We start from the raw sequence: 16,155 nt of genomic DNA on the forward strand, positions 1-16,155 counted from the left end.
CATTAATGGCATTCGATGGATTATTTACAAGAGCGATTACACATGAAATTGAAAATTCTCTTTACACGGGAAGGATTTCTAAAATATACCAACCTTCAAAATACGAGATTTTATTACATATTCGAGCGAATGGAAAGAACCAAAAACTAATTCTTTCATCTCATCCTACATATGCGCGTATGCACTTAACGAATCAAAACTACGATTCGCCAGCAATACCGCCGATGTTTTGTATGCTTCTTCGTAAACATTTAGAAGGTGGATTTATTGAAAAAATTGAACAAATCGACTTAGAACGGATTATCCAAATTACAGTTCGCAGTCGTAATGAAATCGGAGACGAATCATTAAAAACATTAGTAATTGAAATAATGGGAAGACATAGCAACATTATCTTATTAGATACGAAAACAAACGTGATTTTAGATAGCTTAAAACACGTTTCATTAGCCGTAAACCGTCACCGAACTGTATATGCTGGTGCTGAGTACGTCGCGCCACCAGCCCAACATAAAATCAATCCTCTGCAAATTGAAACCGCAGATGATTTTATTAGACCGCTAGACTTTCTATCTGGAAATATGGATAAACAACTCGTCGGGGCTTTCATGGGAATATCCCCATTATTTGCAAAAGAAGTAGTAAAGAAAGCCGGTATGGTAAACGAGAAAGCATTATCAGAAGCATTTTTCTCTATACAAACACCATTACTATCTCATGCATATACACCAGCAATGATTACTGCAAATGGAAAAGAATTCTTTTATCTTTTCCCTCTTACACACTTGCAAGGAGAAGAAAAAACATTCTCATCAGTGAGCGAATTGTTAGATCGTTTCTTCTTTGGCAAAGCAGAACGTGATCGTGTAAAACAACAAGCTCATGATTTAGAACGCTTTATGCAAAACGAAAAAAATAAAAACGAGAAAAAACTCATTAAACTCGAAAAAACACTGCAAGATGCCGGAAAGGCAGATAAATATCAACTATTTGGAGAACTACTTACAGCCAATATGTACGCTTTGAAAAAAGGGGATAAAGATATTGAAGTCGTTAACTATTACGACGAAAATAGCGGAACTCTAAAAATTACATTAGATCCTTTAAAAACACCATCTGACAATGCGCAACGCTATTTCCAAAAGTACCAAAAAGCGAAAAATTCAGTTGTTATTGTAGAAGAACAAATCGAAAAAACAAATGAAGAAATTCTTTATTTTGATAGCTTACTTCAACAAATGGAAGCTGCTTCTTCAAAAGATATTGAAGAAATTCGTGAGGAATTAGCTGAAGAAGGTTATGTGCGCAATCGCAAAACGAAAAACACAAAGAAAAAACCTACTAAACCAGTATTAGATAAATATTTAGCAAGTGATGGTACAGAGATTTTCGTTGGTAAAAACAATAAACAAAATGATTATTTAACAACGAAGTTTGCCCGCCGTGATGAAATTTGGTTACATACGAAAGACATACCTGGCTCTCACGTTGTCATTCGTTCTTTAGAGCCTGCTGAAGAAACTTTACTAGAAGCTGCCAAAATTGCTGCGTATTACAGTAAAGCGAAAGAGTCTAGCTCTGTACCTGTTGATTTCACCAAAATACGCCATGTCAAAAAACCGAGTGGTGCAAAACTTGGTTTTGTTACGTACGACAATCAGCAAACCGTATATGTAACACCGGACGCTGATACTGTAATGAAATTAAAAGCGTAAATACAAAAATGCGTTGCTAATAAGTAACGCATTTTTTATTTATTTTCAATTTAGTTGCTATATCCATTCCATATTGTCAAAAAAATTGACAGTATCATTTCACATTTGTATAAATTTTTTTACAGCATGTAAATAACGTACAAGTGCAATTTCAATCAATATTTCTTCATCCCCCTGCTATTTATTGAAGCAATCTGGATTTTATGAATAAACCGTCTCCCGCAAATGGCGGGCTATTTTTTTATCTCCTCTAAAATATATGTTTTCCCTACTATCCTTTCTTCAAATATACATTTTGGCACGCTATTTGCTTTATTCAATACTGTGAATAGGGGGAATTAACATGACTTTAAAAATTAATAAAATCCAAAATCAACTACAAAACTATGAAATTGACGGATTACTGATTACAAAAAAGAAAACCGTCAATACGCAACAAACTTTACAGGTAGCGCAGGCGTTGTCTTAATTGCTGCGCATAAAGCTATTTTCATTACTGATTTCCGTTACGTAGATCAAGCAAAAACGGAAATAAAAGCAGCAGAAATTATTATGCATAAAGGAAATTTAGAAGAAGTTGCAAATCAAGTATCAAAATTAAACATTCAAAAACTTGGTATAGAAGACAATAATATGACTTTGCAACAATTTAAGAAACTACAAAAATATATACATACAGAAATGGTTCCAGTGTGTGAGATCATTGAAGATATTCGACTTATTAAAGACACATCTGAAATAGAAACAATGAAAATCGCAGCTACAATCGCTGACGAAGTATTTCACCATATTGTTACATTTCTAAAGCCTGGAATAAGCGAGACTGACGTTCGAGATGAGTTAGAATTTTTCATGCGAAAAAAAGGGGCTACATCTTCTTCATTCCAAATCATTGTAGCCTCAGGCGTTCGTTCTTCACTTCCCCGTGGAGTTGCATCAAATAAAATAATCGAACGAGGCGATATCGTTACATTAGACTTCGGTGCACTTTACGACGGATATTGTTCCGATATAACACGTACCGTAGCAATCGGGGAACCATCGGAAGAATTCCAAAAAATATACAATGTTGTACGAGAAGCGTTAAAGCGTGGGACTGAAGCAATTAAGCCTGGAGAAACTGCGAAAAGTATCGATGATATAACGAGGAATTACATTACAGAACATGGATACGGTCAATACTTTGGACACTCTACCGGGCACGGTCTTGGGTTAGAAATACATGAACCACTTCGCCTATCCTAAGAAAGCAAGACAACTTTACAAGAAGGTATGGTTGTTACAGTTGAGCCGGGCATTTACATACCGAACTGGGGCGGTTGTAGAATTGAAGATGATATTGTCATCACCAAAGGTGGTTATGACGTTATTACAAAATCAAATAGAGAACTAATTGTAATCCCTTGTTAATATTATGAAGGTTTAAACAAAACTTTTTTTTGCACATAGAATTCCTTCTCTGGAGTATTCATTTAAAGAGGGGGAATTTTAATTGAATTTTGTAATTGATAAATTGGAGGGTTTACATGTAGAATTTTCAAAGCTTGTTTCCATGATGAATTACGCTCGCTATACAACAATGCAAGCAGTGGAAAGTTTAACAATTGAAGAACTTGATTATTTATATGATAAGGAAGCAAATTCAATTGGCATGTTATTGTATCATATGGCTGCTATTGAATTTTACTACCAGATTCATACTTTTGAAGACCGTGAACCAACGGAGGCTGAATTAGAACGCTGGTTACCTGGCATTGAATTAGGCGATCTTGGACGTGAGAAAATAAAAGGAAACGCTATAGAATTTTACATAAATACATTACAAGAATTACGTTCCAAAACAATCGAGACTTTTCAATCGTTACCTGATGAATGGTTATTTAAAACGACAGACTTTTGGTATGACAAACCAGCAAATAACTATTTTAAGTGGTTTCACGTTTTTGAAGATGAAATCAATCATCGTGGACAAATTCGTTTAATTAAAAAGATGCAAAAAGCTCATGCAGTAAAATGAGGAAATGCCACCGAATAAGGTGGCATTTTCTTTTATTCATTAACGAATAGCTTTTCGTTTATTATTTTAGTGACTACCACTACCAACATTAAAATGCATATTAAATATAGCATTTTCGCAATAAACAACCACCCTTGAAACATTACAATTCCATCTATTATCTCATTTCCTTTCCATAACAAAAACGGAATTGTGCTGATTATAATGACAAATTCGATGCTGAAAACCATTTTCTTTTTTCGACTATATGCTTTCCATTCATTCCAGCGATACATAGGTGCAAAAATCAATACTCCTATACATAATATAACTGGTACCCATTCACTTTTTAAAAATTGCCCTGAAATAACTGATAATAGTAAACAAACGAGCATACCATAATATCCTATTTTTTCTCTCATTCTTACTACCTCCATTCTATCCTCTCTTTAATATGTAACTCCATATTCTTATCGTGAACCTAAGAAAAATAACAACTACAATTACAATATAAAGGCCTTTTGCAGAAGACATCCATTCTTGAAAAATAGACATTTTCTCCATCTGTTTCTGTCCTTCTATTAAAATAAACCCTATGAAAAATGAGCAAACAACAATGATACCTATCATAATTCCAATGCTTTTCTTACTATGTTGTTTCATGTCATCCCATCGGTATAACAGTATAAAAACAAACCCAAAAAGAGGGTTGATACTTATCCATTCATTGTTTGTAAATAGATTTAAAATGATTAATAGACTACAAGAAATAATAAATCCCCAAAAACCAATTTTTTTGCACATACGCCCTCCTCTAATTCCATTTTTAGGATTAATTGTATTGCATCATCCATTTTTTATTCTTACCATTACAGTACATGAAATTTCACTTTTTTTCTTTTCCTATACTCACATACTTTCACTGCTTTCATACAATAAACTACACGAATGCCTAAGGATGTGAATGTTATGGGAGTTGAATTAACGCTATTACACGCTCTCTATGTTATTTGCTTACTCACTATTATTACCTTTTTTATTCTCCGGAAAGATACGACGATTATTTGTATCGTTTTTATCTTTTTATTAGCATTAACCGCTACAAGTTCTATCCCTCTTGCCGTTAGCGGTATTTTTCAAAGTTTCATTTACGCTATTACTGAACTTTTACCAACTATATTAATCATCTCTATTATCGTATCAATGAGCAATCTACTCGTTCATACTGGCATAAATGATACGATGATTTCACCATTTACAAAGATGATTCGTACCCCTGCACTTGCCTACTGGATTATCGGCCTTTTAATGATGACAATTTCTTTCTTTTTTTGGCCTTCTCCAGCTGTCGCCTTAATGGGAGCTATTTTATTCCCCGTCGCTGTACGCGTCGGTCTTCCTCCAATTGGGGTTGCCATTGCTATGAACTTATTCGGACACGGCATCGCCTTATCTGGCGACTTCGTTATTCAAGGTGCACCGAAATTAACTGCAGACGCGGCTGGTCTTCCTGTTTCCAGCGTCGTTTCTGCCAGTGTTCCCCTCGTTATCGTGATGGGCGTTGTTACAACTTCTGTCGCTTTTTTCTTCTTACGAAAAGAATTTGATACAGGATTATCGTTGCAAAACTCCCCTGCATCAACGGAACCATCTAAAACTACTATTTTATTATCTCCTCGCATAAAGAAATGGCTCGCTATATGTATCCCTATCGTATATATCATCGATATCCTTTGCATGATTCAATTCAAACTACAAGGAAGCGATGCAACAGCACTTATCGGCGGAACGACTGTTATTATGATTATCATCATTTCCCTCATCGCCTACAAAGGTAATGGACTAAATAAAACAACCGATTATTTTATAGAAGGGCTCCAATTTGGATTTAAAATCTTTGGTCCAGTTATTCCAATTGCTGCACTCTTTTATTTAGGAGATAGCGGTTTTGTGAAAATTATCGGAGACTATTTACCGAAAGGTTCACATGGAATCATTAACGACTTAGGGATTGCCTTATCTCAAACTGTTCCTTTAAATCAATACGTATCGGCGGGAACATTAACTATCGTTGGTGTCATAACAGGATTAGATGGATCTGGCTTTTCTGGTATATCACTTGCTGGTTCAATTGCCAATCTTTTCGGAACAGCACTTGGGCATGGAACAGCTACATTAACAGCACTCGGGCAAATTGCTGCCATATGGACCGGAGGGGGGACTTTAATTCCTTGGGCGCTTATTCCTGCCGCTGCCATTTGTAAAGTGGATCCATTTGAACTCGCACGCCGAAACTTTTTACCAGTTGTGATTGGCTTAATTGTCACCACGATCGTTGCGATGTTTATTCTATAGTGTAAGCAAGTTTTCTCTTGCTTACGCTTTTTATTATGAAATCCAGTGACTTTCTAAAGGGATTATCTACATGTTAGCGAAGTTATATTAAGAGAATATTTATTTAAAAAACGTTTACGAGGAACAGATTACTTCCATTAGAAAAGGGGACATAACTATGAATGAATTGATTTTCGTCTTATTAATTTGTCCATTACTTATCTTTATCGTTTCTGTTATTGGAACACGCAAGACGAAAACGTATTACGTAATGCCGATTGTAACGTTTGCTAGTTTTTTAATAATAGGTGTTATCGCCTTCACTCCAAAATTCTTCTTTTGGGTTGGCATGTACAGCATCTTCTCATTTATTGTTTCTTATATGACTCTATTGTTTGTAAGAGGATATGAGCTTGCAGAAAGCGCTAAGTAGTTTTTAGTAGAAAGATTATAATATGAATTTTCTTTAATATCGATAGGACTTTACTTGAATTTTTAACAATGATAAAAAAGACGACTGCGTTCCCCCGCAGTCGTCTTTTTTATGTTACGCTGTGATCCAAGCTTCGTCAGCTGGATTTTTACGCCACTCTTGTAATTTTTTCGTTTCAGCTTGTCCGATCATACCTTTTTCTGCTGCAACTTCAGTTAATGCACTGTAATCACTTAAAGAATATGATGCTACGTTAGCTGCTTCTAATTTCTCTTTTCCTGACTCTAGCTCGTATGTGAAGATTGATACGATTCCTAATACTTCACAGCCAGCTTCGCGAAGTGCTTCTACACACGTAATTGCACTACCACCAGTTGAAATTAAGTCTTCTACTACTACTACTTTTTGACCTTTTTCAGCTTTTCCTTCAATTTGGTTCCCTTTACCGTGACCTTTTGCTTTACTACGTACGTAGCACATTGGTAAATCCATACGATCGCTTACCCATGCAGCGTGCGCAATACCAGCAGTTGCTGTTCCTGCAATAACTTCTACAGTTGGGAAGTGCTCTTTAATTAACTCTTCTAATCCAGCTGCAATCGCTTGACGTACTTTTGGATAAGATAAAGTTAAACGGTTATCACAATAAATTGGTGATTTCATACCTGAAGACCAAGTGAATGGATCATTCGGTTGTAAAAATACTGCTCCAATTTCTAATAAATGCGATGCGATTTCTTTTTTCATACTGTTACACCTTCCCACTGTTGTTTTACTGTTTTATACGCTTCAAGCGGATTTTCTGCTTTCGTAATACTGCGTCCAACTACGATGTAGCTTGAGCCAAGTTCCCTCGCACGTTTCGGTGTTGCTACGCGCACTTGGTCATTAACATCATCACTTGCAAGACGAATCCCCGGTGTTACTGTTACAAATTCATTTCCGCATACTTCACGTAATTTTGGAACTTCAAGTGTTGAACAAACAACGCCATCAAGTCCACTGTCTTTCGTTAATTTTGCATAATGAGCAACCGCTTCTTCTAACGTTTTCTCAATGCCAATCTCTTTTTTCATCATAGCTTCCGAAGTGCTTGTTAGTTGTGTAACTGCAATACAAATCGGTCTCTCTTTTCCTTCTTGCTTACCTTCCTCTAATCCCTCAATCGCAGCTTTCATCATGCTACTTCCCCCAGCAGCATGAACATTTACCATATCAACATCTAGACTAGCTAGGCTACGCATAGCGCTTTTTACTGTATTCGGAATATCATGAAGTTTTAAATCTAGGAAAATCTTATGTCCTTTTTCTTTTAAGTACGTAATAATTGCAGGGCCTTCTTTGTAAAATAACTCCATACCTACTTTGACAAATAACTCTTCCCCTTCAAAGTGGTGTAAGAATTGTTCTACTTCTTGTTTCCCTGGAAAATCTAGTGCAACGATTAACGACTGTGACATGTTTGCTTCCAGCTCCTTCCTTGACATTCCGAAATATGATCAAATCCTAATTCATCTAGTAATGCTGGTAACTCTTCAATAATTGTCGGACATACGAACGGATCGATAAAGTTCGCTGTACCTACTGCAACTGCGCTTGCGCCAGCGTAGAAGAATTCAATTACATCTTCCGCTGTTTCAATACCGCCCATTCCGATAATTGGAATGTTAACCGCTTGGCTTACTTCATGTACCATGCGAATTGCTACTGGCTTAATCGCAGGACCTGATAATCCGCCTGTACGGTTTGCTAAAATTGGTTTAGCTGTTTTTAAATCTAGACGCATACCAAGCAATGTATTAATCATCGTTAAACCATCTGCACCTGCATTTTCAATCGCTTTTGCAATTTCCACTATGTTTGCCACGTTCGGTGACAATTTCACGTATACAGGTACTTCAGAAACCTCTTTTACTCGCTTCGTTAAATCAGCAGCAATTTCAGGATTTGTACCAAAGGCGATACCACCTGTTTTTACGTTTGGACAAGAAATATTTAATTCTAGTGCATGGACATTAGGCGCTTTAGAAATTTCCTTCGCAACCGCTACGTAATCCTCAGCCTGTGAGCCTGCAACGTTCGCAATAATTGGAAGGTCAAATTGTTCTAACCATGGTAATTCCGAATTCATTACTTTGTCTAATCCCGGGTTTTGAAGTCCGATTGCATTTAACATGCCGCCTGGTGTTTCAGCAACACGAGGCGTTGGATTTCCATAACGTGGTTGTTCTGTCGTCGCTTTAATCATGATTGATCCTAGTACACTTAAATCGTAAAACTGTGCATATTCACGACCAAATCCAAAGCATCCAGATGCCGGTATAATTGGATTTTTTAATGATAATCCTGGTAATTCAACTTGCAATCTGTTCATAGTACAACCTCCCCGATTGGAAATACTGGTCCGTCGCTACACACCTTCTTGTAAGAATGTCCACTTGGATCTTCTTGTAAGTGGCATACACATGCGAAACAAGCTCCAATACCACAGCCCATACGCTCTTCTAATGAAATATATGCTTTTTTCTCTTTGTAACGTCCTTCTAATGCACGAAGCATCGCTAACGGGCCACATGAATAAAGAATGTCAAAGTCGATTCCGTAATTATCAATTACATCTGTGACAAATCCTTTTGTACCGTGTGTACCGTCTACTGTCGCAACGTACGTATCACCAAGTTCTGCAAATTTTTCTTCATAGAAAACAACATCTTTCGTTTGAAAACCTAAGATGTGAATCACACGTACACCCTTTGCAACGAGGCGCTGTGATAATTCATAAAGTGGTGGTACACCAATTCCCCCGCCTACTAGTAAAGCTGTTTGACCAGCTTCTGCTTCTTCTACAGGAAAACCGTGTCCTAATGGTCCTAGTACATCTATCATTTCACCTTGTTTTCTAGTTGCTAATGTTTTTGTCCCTTGTCCTTCGGCACGATATAGCATTGTAAATTCGTTCTTCTCTTGATCTACATTACAAATACTAATTGGGCGGCGCAGAAGGGGCGCAATGCCCTCTGCTACCTTAATGTGTACAAACTGCCCTGGTTCGTTCATTTGCTGTACTAACGTTCCTTGAAGCACTAATTCGTAAATGTTTTTTGCGATTTCTTTTTGGTTAACGACAATCATATTTTGCTTTTGCATCATGCATGTACCACCTCGTGACGCTTTGTTTGCGTAATTTCTTTCATTGAATGAGCTGAGAATGTCATAGATTCCAATACTCGTAAGATTGCTCTCGTTGTATCAAGTGATGTTAAGCAAGCCACACCATTTTCTACTGATTCACGGCGAATGCGGAAACCATCACGCGCTGGTTGTTTGCCTTTTGTTAATGTATTGATTACAAACTGTGCTTTTCCTTGACGGATAATATCAAGTAAGTTATAGTCTTCAGAATCAATTTTGTTTACCACTTGCACTGGAATATTTTGCTCTGCTAACGATTGTGCTGTTCCAGCTGTTGCTAATAAGTTATAACCGATTTCGTGGAAACGTTTTGCAATTTCCATTGCCTCTTCTTTATCTTTATCCGCTACTGTGATGATTACTGATCCGTGCGTTGGGATGTTAATTCCAGAAGCAACTAATCCTTTGTATAATGCTTTTTCAAGCGTTAAGTCTTTACCCATTACTTCCCCTGTTGACTTCATTTCAGGTCCTAATGTTGTATCAACTGAGCGTAGTTTCGCAAACGAGAATACCGGCGCTTTTACATATACTTCTTTCTCTTCTGGGTGATAACCAGTTCCGTATCCTTGCTCTACTAAGTCTTGACCTAAAATAACTTTCGTTGCAACATTCGCCATCGGTACGCCCGTAATTTTACTTAAGAACGGTACTGTACGACTCGCACGTGGGTTTACTTCAATTACGTACACTTGATCTTTGAATACTACGAACTGGATATTTAGTAATCCAACAATGTTTAAACCTTTTCCAAGTGCAATTGTATGTTCAATGATTTGTTCTTTTAGTTTTTCAGATAAGCTTTGTGGTGGGTATACTCCAATTGAGTCACCAGAGTGAACTCCAGCGCGTTCAATATGTTCCATAATACCTGGAATGAATACATTCTCACCGTCTGAAATTGCATCTACTTCAATTTCTTTACCAACCATGTAACGGTCAATTAATACCGGATGCTCTGCATGAACTTTAACTGCATTTTTCATGTAGTGCAGTAATTCTTCTTGACGATATACGATTTCCATCGCACGTCCACCTAGTACGTAAGACGGTCTTACTAATACTGGATATCCAATTTCTTCAGCGATTGCTACCGCTTGTTCTACAGTTGTTGCTGTTTTACCAACTGGTTGCGGGATACCAAGCTGTGTTAGAGCTGCTTCAAACTTATCACGATCTTCTGCGCGGTCTAAATCTTCAAGTGATGTTCCTAAAATTTTCACACCGTGTTCTTCTAATTTCGCCGCTAAGTTAATTGCCGTTTGTCCACCGAACTGAACGATAACACCTTCTGGCTTTTCTAAATCGATAATGTGCATTACATCTTCAATTGTTAATGGTTCAAAGTATAATTTGTCAGAAATACTGAAGTCTGTTGAAACTGTTTCTGGATTGTTATTAACAATGATTGCCTCATATCCAGCTTCTTTAATTGCCCATACAGAGTGAACAGTTGCGTAGTCAAACTCAACACCTTGACCGATACGGATTGGACCAGATCCTAGAACTACTACACTCTTACGATCTGTTCTAACCGATTCATTCTCGTCACCATATGTGCTGTAGTAGTATGGTGTTGCAGATTCAAACTCTGCCGCACAAGTATCTACCATTTTATAAACAGGAGTTATATTGCTTTCTTTACGCATATCGTAAATTTCACGCTCTGTTTTATTCCAAGCTGCTGCAACGTAGTGATCGCTGAAGCCCATTTCTTTCGCAGTTTGTAGTACTTCCATATTTCCTACATTCGCTTTTACTTCACGTTCCATATTTACGATGTTTTCAACTTTTTGTAAGAAGAAGAAGTCCATTTCACACCATTCGTTGATTTCTTCTTTCGTTACACCTTGACGAATTGCTTCTGCTACAATAAACAGTCGCTCATCATCAGCTTTTATAATGCGTTTTTTCATTGTTTCTTTATCAAGTTCTTTTAAATGCTCTAACTCTAAGTGATAAACGCCAAGTTCTAAAGAACGAACCGCTTTTAATAATGATTGCTCTAAGTTACGTCCGATTGACATAACTTCACCAGTTGCCTTCATTTGTGTACCCAGTGTTCTGTTTGCTGATTCAAACTTATCAAATGGCCAGCGCGGAATTTTTGAAACGACATAGTCTAATGCTGGCTCGAAGCAAGCGTATGTTTTTTGCGTTACTGGGTTTATAATTTCATCTAATGTTAGACCGACTGCAATTTTTGCCGCTAGCTTCGCAATTGGATATCCAGTTGCTTTAGATGCTAGTGCAGATGAACGACTTACACGCGGGTTTACTTCGATTACATAGTATTGGAAGCTATGTGGATCAAGTGCAAGCTGAACGTTACATCCACCTTCAATTCCTAATGCACGAATAATTCGTAATGAAGTGTTTCGTAACATTTGATATTCACGGTCACTTAATGTTTGGCTCGGTGCTACTACGATAGAATCACCTGTGTGAACTCCAACTGGATCGATATTTTCCATATTACATACTACAATCGCGTTATCATTTGAATCACGCATTACTTCATATTCAATTTCCTTACAACCAGCAATGCTCTTTTCTAATAAACATTGTGTTACTGGACTATGTTTTAATCCACCTGATACGATTTCAATTAGTTCTTCTTCATTACTACAGATTCCGCCACCTGTTCCCCCCATTGTAAATGCTGGGCGAACAATAACTGGATATCCAATTTCTTTTACAAATTCATGTGCTTCTTCTAGCGTATGAATGATGGTACTAGATGGAATTGGTTCATTTAATTCCTGCATTAATGTACGGAATAAATCACGATCCTCCGCTTGCTCAATTGCTGATAATTTCGTTCCTAAAATTTCAACTCCACACTCTTCAAGTATGCCTGATTTCGCAAGTTCAACAGCCATGTTTAAACCTGTTTGACCACCTAATGTTGGTAAGATTGCATCTGGACGTTCTTTACGAATGATACGGCTTACGAATTCTAGTGTTAATGGTTCTATATATACTTTATCTGCTGTTGCAGTATCTGTCATAATTGTTGCTGGGTTAGAGTTAACAAGGATTACTTTGTAACCTTCTTCTCTAAGAGATTGACAAGCTTGTGTACCAGAGTAGTCAAACTCTGCTGCTTGCCCAATTACAATTGGTCCTGATCCGATTACTAAAATTGTGTTAATGTCTAGGCGTTTTGGCATAACTCTTCCCCTTCTTTCTTGAAGTTTTCAATCATTTCTAAGAAATCTTCGAATAAATCATTTGCATCTTCTGGTCCTGCTGAAGCTTCTGGATGGTATTGCACTGTAAATGCTGGGAACTTCGTATGACGAAGACCTTCTACTGTTCCATCATTTAAAGCGACATGTGTAATTTCAAGTTCTGTATTTTTAACTGATTCTTCTTCTACTGCGTAACCATGATTTTGAGATGTAATTGCTACTTTTCCAGTTGCAAGATGTTTTACTGGATGGTTTAAACCACGGTGACCGAATTTTAACTTACTTGTATTCGCACCAGATGCTAGAGCGAATAGTTGATGTCCTAAGCAAATTCCGAATAAAGGAACTTTACCGATAATGTCTTTTAACATTTCAATTGCTTCTGGTACATCTTTCGGATCTCCAGGTCCGTTACTTAACATAATTCCATCTGGGCTAAGGCGTAAAATTTCTTCTGCTGTTGTATTGTAAGGTACTACAATTACATCACAGTCACGTTTGTTTAATTCTCGTAAAATACCATGTTTCATTCCGAAGTCTACAAGTACAACTCGGTGTCCACGGCCTGGGCTTGGGTATGGATCTTTCGTTGATACGCGTTTCACGTGATCTGTAAATACTGTCGCTTTTAATTGGCTCACGATGTATTCTACATCTGCATCCATGTTACATAGACGTCCACGTAATGTACCGTATTGACGAATTTTTCTCGTTAATTTTCTTGTATCAATTCCTGCTAACCCTGGGATATTTCTTTCTTTTAAGTAATCATTTAACGAAATTTCATTACGGAAGTTTGATGGGTGATCACAAATTTCGTTTACGATTAAGCCATTTACAGATGGGTGAATCGATTCAAAATCGTCACGGTTAATGCCGTAGTTTCCGATTAATGGGTACGTGAATGTTACGATTTGACCGCAATATGATGGATCAGATAATGTTTCTTGATATCCAGTCATTCCTGTTGTAAATACAACCTCACCTGACTTTTCAATTTCGCCTCCGAAACCTTTTCCAATTAATACTGTTCCATCTTCTAAGATAAGTTGTCTTTTCATACTAATGCACTCTCCTTTTGCCATGCGATCTTACCACCAACGATTGTCATTACCGGCCATCCTTGGCATTTCCAACCTGCGAATGGTGTATTTTTTCCTTTTGATAAGAATGTTGTTGGGTCAATCTCTTCTTCTTGTTCTAAATCAATGATTGTAATATCAGCTGTTCTACCTTCTTTCAGGCGACCTGCTTCTAAGCCGAATGTATCAGCTGGCTTTTCTGTTAAGAATTGAATTAACTGCTCTAATGTAATAATTCCTTTTTTCACAAGGTTTGTGTATAGAAGTGGGAATGCTGTTTCAAAACCAGTAATTCCGAATGGCGCTCTTTCAATTCCTTGCGCTTTCTCTTCCGCTGTATGCGGTGCATGGTCAGTTGCGATCATATCGATCGTTCCATCTAGTAATCCTTCAATTAATGCTGCATGGTCTTCTTTTCCACGAAGCGGTGGGTTCATTTTAAAGTTAGGATCAACTGATGGGATATCATCTTCACATAACACTAGGTGATGTGGTGTTACTTCTGCTGTTACTTTAATTCCAGCTCGTTTCGCATCACGGATTACACGTACAGAACCTTTCGTACTTACGTGACATACGTGATAGTGACAATCTGCTGCTTCAGCAAGCAGTATATCCCTTGCAATATGTACAGATTCACATACTGATGGGATACCGTTTAATCCGTGTTTCTCAGAAAACTTCCCTTCATGTACACAACCTTTATTAATAAGCGTATTCTCTTCACAGTGCGCAACTACTGCCATATTTAATTTCGCTGCACGTTTCATAGCCGCTAACATCATGCTAGCATCTTGTACGCCTACGCCGTCATCTGTGAAAGCAAATGCTCCAAGTTCTTTTAATGTTTCGAAATCTGTCATTTCAGAACCAGCTTGACGTACTGTAATTGCTCCGTATGGTAGTACGTTGACATGCGCTTTTTCTTTAATACGTTTTTGCAGGTCTTCCATATGTTCTCTGCAATCTGGTACTGGGCGTGTATTTGGCATTGAGCAAATTGTAGTGAATCCACCTTTTGCCGCTGCTAGTGTACCTGTTTCAATTGTTTCTTTATGTTCACCACCTGGTTCACGAAGATGTACGTGTACATCTACTAATCCAGGTGCGATTAAATTTCCGTTCACTTCGATTACTTCAGCATTATCTGCCGTAATATTTTCTGCTACCTTAGCGATTTTACCGTCTTGTACGAGAAGATCTGTTGCTACGATTTTTCCTTCTTCATTCATATAACGACCATTTTTAAACAAGTAATTCATGTTTTATTCCTCCTAATACATTTGGTAAGGCGCGTTTTAGTACAGCCATTCTTACGTAAACTCCATTTTCCATTTGTTTAAATATGCGTGAACGCTCACACTCAACAAGTTCACTTGCAACTTCAACATCACGGTTTACAGGAGCTGGATGCATAATAATGCTTCCTTCTTTCATACGCTTTTCTCTTTCCACTGTTAATCCGTGTCTCTCATGATACTCTTTCATAATGTCTGTTTCATACTGATCATGACGCTCATGTTGTACACGAAGTAACATCATTACATCCACTTCTGGAACAAGTTCATCTAATGGTTTGTATGTTCCAAATGTGCTGTCTTCATCTTTCCACTCTTCTGGACTTGCAAAGTAAATTGTTGCACCCAGTTTCGTTAATGCTTCTGCATTAGAACGTGCTACTCGGCTATGACGAACATCTCCTACTATCGCAATCTTTAATCCTTCAAATCTTCCAAACTCTTGTTTAATTGTAAGAAGATCGAGTAGGCACTGCGTTGGGTGGTTTCCACATCCATCTCCAGCGTTTAAGATTGGGATATTTACCTGATCTTTTAGTTCATCGAAGTAGCGATCTTGCTCATGGCGGACGATCACCGCTTTTGTTCCGATTGATTCTAGTGTTCTTATCGTATCGTATAGAGTTTCTCCTTTTTGTACGCTAGATGCATCCGCTGAAAAGTTTAAAACATCTAGTCCTAATCTCTTCTCAGCAACTTCAAAGCTAAATCTCGTTCTCGTACTATTCTCAAAGAACAAGTTCGCAACAAAAGTTTGCTCTGTCGTTTTGCTCTCTTTTCCATTCGCGAAATCTTCTGCGTCTTTTAGGATTTCTGAAATTTCTACTTCCGATAATTCACTCATCGTTAACAAATGGCTCATCGTCATCCCTCATCTTTCTGATTTTTATGTTACCACTTTTGTATTTTTA

14 protein-coding genes and 1 pseudogene are annotated in these 16,155 nt (G+C 37.5%); 5 read left to right on the plus strand and 10 right to left on the minus strand.

Going from position 1 to position 16,155, the window contains the following annotated elements; all coding sequences use genetic code 11:
• Nucleotides 1–5 precede the first annotated feature (5 nt).
• From ACYFX0_RS03930 to ACYFX0_RS03940, 3 genes and pseudogenes are all read left to right on the plus strand, one after another.
• The gene (locus ACYFX0_RS03930; RefSeq protein ID WP_460269910.1) at nucleotides 6–1,715 is read left to right on the plus strand and encodes an Rqc2 family fibronectin-binding protein; all 1,710 of its coding nucleotides are present in this window, start codon (nucleotides 6–8) and stop codon (nucleotides 1,713–1,715) included.
• A gap of 343 nt (nucleotides 1,716–2,058) precedes the next feature.
• A pseudogene (locus tag ACYFX0_RS03935) lies at nucleotides 2,059–3,125 on the plus strand (M24 family metallopeptidase).
• An 82-nt stretch (nucleotides 3,126–3,207) separates the two neighbouring features.
• Entirely contained in the window at nucleotides 3,208–3,732 is a 525-nt protein-coding gene (locus ACYFX0_RS03940) for a DinB family protein (RefSeq protein WP_001012054.1), read from the plus strand.
• 32 nt (nucleotides 3,733–3,764) lie between these two features.
• Here ACYFX0_RS03940 and ACYFX0_RS03945 read toward each other — a convergent pair whose 3' ends face one another.
• Both ACYFX0_RS03945 and ACYFX0_RS03950 read right to left on the minus strand, forming a co-directional pair.
• Complete coding sequence (locus tag ACYFX0_RS03945; RefSeq protein ID WP_001208246.1) at nucleotides 3,765–4,133, minus strand: YoqO family protein; 369 nt, start codon at nucleotides 4,131–4,133, stop codon at nucleotides 3,765–3,767.
• Between the two features lie 16 nt (nucleotides 4,134–4,149).
• Nucleotides 4,150–4,548 (minus strand): YoqO family protein, encoded by a 399-nt coding sequence (locus ACYFX0_RS03950; protein WP_307840425.1) that lies wholly within the window; start codon nucleotides 4,546–4,548, stop codon nucleotides 4,150–4,152.
• 132 nt (nucleotides 4,549–4,680) lie between these two features.
• Here ACYFX0_RS03950 and ACYFX0_RS03955 point away from each other — a divergent pair, with 132 nt between their 5' ends.
• Together ACYFX0_RS03955 and ACYFX0_RS03960 are read left to right on the plus strand one after the other, a co-directional pair.
• Nucleotides 4,681–6,066 carry a hypothetical protein gene (locus tag ACYFX0_RS03955; RefSeq protein WP_283748939.1) on the plus strand — a complete coding sequence of 462 codons (1,386 nt, stop codon included), beginning with the start codon at nucleotides 4,681–4,683 and terminating at the stop codon, nucleotides 6,064–6,066.
• A 157-nt stretch (nucleotides 6,067–6,223) separates the two neighbouring features.
• Entirely contained in the window at nucleotides 6,224–6,478 is a 255-nt protein-coding gene (locus tag ACYFX0_RS03960; protein WP_001003933.1) for a YbeF family protein, read from the plus strand.
• Nucleotides 6,479–6,592: 114 nt separating this feature from the next.
• Here the strand turns inward: ACYFX0_RS03960 and pyrE are convergent, their stop codons facing one another.
• The 8 genes from pyrE to pyrB are packed head-to-tail and all read right to left on the minus strand — an operon-like array spanning nucleotide 6,593 to nucleotide 16,106.
• Nucleotides 6,593–7,225, minus strand: a complete 633-nt coding sequence (gene pyrE / locus ACYFX0_RS03965) for an orotate phosphoribosyltransferase (protein WP_000711454.1) — start codon at nucleotides 7,223–7,225, stop codon at nucleotides 6,593–6,595.
• Nucleotides 7,222–7,938 carry an orotidine-5'-phosphate decarboxylase gene (pyrF, locus tag ACYFX0_RS03970; protein ID WP_000083509.1) on the minus strand — a complete coding sequence of 239 codons (717 nt, stop codon included), beginning with the start codon at nucleotides 7,936–7,938 and terminating at the stop codon, nucleotides 7,222–7,224. Before pyrF ends, pyrE begins: the two co-directional genes overlap by 4 nt.
• Entirely contained in the window at nucleotides 7,923–8,852 is a 930-nt protein-coding gene (gene pyrD, locus ACYFX0_RS03975; RefSeq protein ID WP_001081049.1) for a dihydroorotate oxidase B catalytic subunit, read from the minus strand. Before pyrD ends, pyrF begins: the two co-directional genes overlap by 16 nt.
• Nucleotides 8,849–9,628 carry a dihydroorotate oxidase B electron transfer subunit gene (gene pyrK, locus ACYFX0_RS03980; protein WP_000983354.1) on the minus strand — a complete coding sequence of 260 codons (780 nt, stop codon included), beginning with the start codon at nucleotides 9,626–9,628 and terminating at the stop codon, nucleotides 8,849–8,851. The genes pyrD and pyrK overlap by 4 nt, the downstream gene beginning before the upstream one ends.
• A complete protein-coding gene (carB, locus tag ACYFX0_RS03985; RefSeq protein ID WP_001126139.1) occupies nucleotides 9,625–12,843 on the minus strand; it encodes a carbamoyl-phosphate synthase large subunit in 3,219 nt (1,072 codons plus the stop codon). The genes pyrK and carB overlap by 4 nt, the downstream gene beginning before the upstream one ends.
• On the minus strand, nucleotides 12,828–13,925 hold the full coding sequence (locus ACYFX0_RS03990) for a carbamoyl phosphate synthase small subunit (protein ID WP_000828669.1): 1,098 nt from the start codon (nucleotides 13,923–13,925) through the stop codon (nucleotides 12,828–12,830). The genes carB and ACYFX0_RS03990 overlap by 16 nt, the downstream gene beginning before the upstream one ends.
• Nucleotides 13,922–15,208 (minus strand): dihydroorotase, encoded by a 1,287-nt coding sequence (pyrC, locus tag ACYFX0_RS03995; protein WP_001108387.1) that lies wholly within the window; start codon nucleotides 15,206–15,208, stop codon nucleotides 13,922–13,924. Before pyrC ends, ACYFX0_RS03990 begins: the two co-directional genes overlap by 4 nt.
• On the minus strand, nucleotides 15,192–16,106 hold the full coding sequence (gene pyrB, locus ACYFX0_RS04000; RefSeq protein ID WP_106081593.1) for an aspartate carbamoyltransferase: 915 nt from the start codon (nucleotides 16,104–16,106) through the stop codon (nucleotides 15,192–15,194). Before pyrB ends, pyrC begins: the two co-directional genes overlap by 17 nt.
• Nucleotides 16,107–16,155 lie beyond the last annotated feature (49 nt).

This window comes from Bacillus sp. NEAU-Y102, assembly GCF_054788175.1.

Excerpts from the sequence above, each read along its gene's own strand:
- ACYFX0_RS03930 (WP_460269910.1), top strand. The coding sequence starts at position 6 with ATGGCATTCGATGGATTATTTACAAGAGCGATTACACATGAAATTGAA.
- ACYFX0_RS03945 (WP_001208246.1), bottom strand. The coding sequence starts at position 4,133 with ATGAGAGAAAAAATAGGATATTATGGTATGCTCGTTTGTTTACTATTA.
- ACYFX0_RS03955 (WP_283748939.1), top strand. The coding sequence starts at position 4,681 with ATGGGAGTTGAATTAACGCTATTACACGCTCTCTATGTTATTTGCTTA.
- ACYFX0_RS03960 (WP_001003933.1), top strand. The coding sequence starts at position 6,224 with ATGAATGAATTGATTTTCGTCTTATTAATTTGTCCATTACTTATCTTT.
- pyrE (WP_000711454.1), bottom strand. The coding sequence starts at position 7,225 with ATGAAAAAAGAAATCGCATCGCATTTATTAGAAATTGGAGCAGTATTT.
- pyrF (WP_000083509.1), bottom strand. The coding sequence starts at position 7,938 with ATGTCACAGTCGTTAATCGTTGCACTAGATTTTCCAGGGAAACAAGAA.
- pyrD (WP_001081049.1), bottom strand. The coding sequence starts at position 8,852 with ATGAACAGATTGCAAGTTGAATTACCAGGATTATCATTAAAAAATCCA.
- pyrK (WP_000983354.1), bottom strand. The coding sequence starts at position 9,628 with ATGATGCAAAAGCAAAATATGATTGTCGTTAACCAAAAAGAAATCGCA.
- carB (WP_001126139.1), bottom strand. The coding sequence starts at position 12,843 with ATGCCAAAACGCCTAGACATTAACACAATTTTAGTAATCGGATCAGGA.
- ACYFX0_RS03990 (WP_000828669.1), bottom strand. The coding sequence starts at position 13,925 with ATGAAAAGACAACTTATCTTAGAAGATGGAACAGTATTAATTGGAAAA.
- pyrC (WP_001108387.1), bottom strand. The coding sequence starts at position 15,208 with ATGAATTACTTGTTTAAAAATGGTCGTTATATGAATGAAGAAGGAAAA.
- pyrB (WP_106081593.1), bottom strand. The coding sequence starts at position 16,106 with ATGAGCCATTTGTTAACGATGAGTGAATTATCGGAAGTAGAAATTTCA.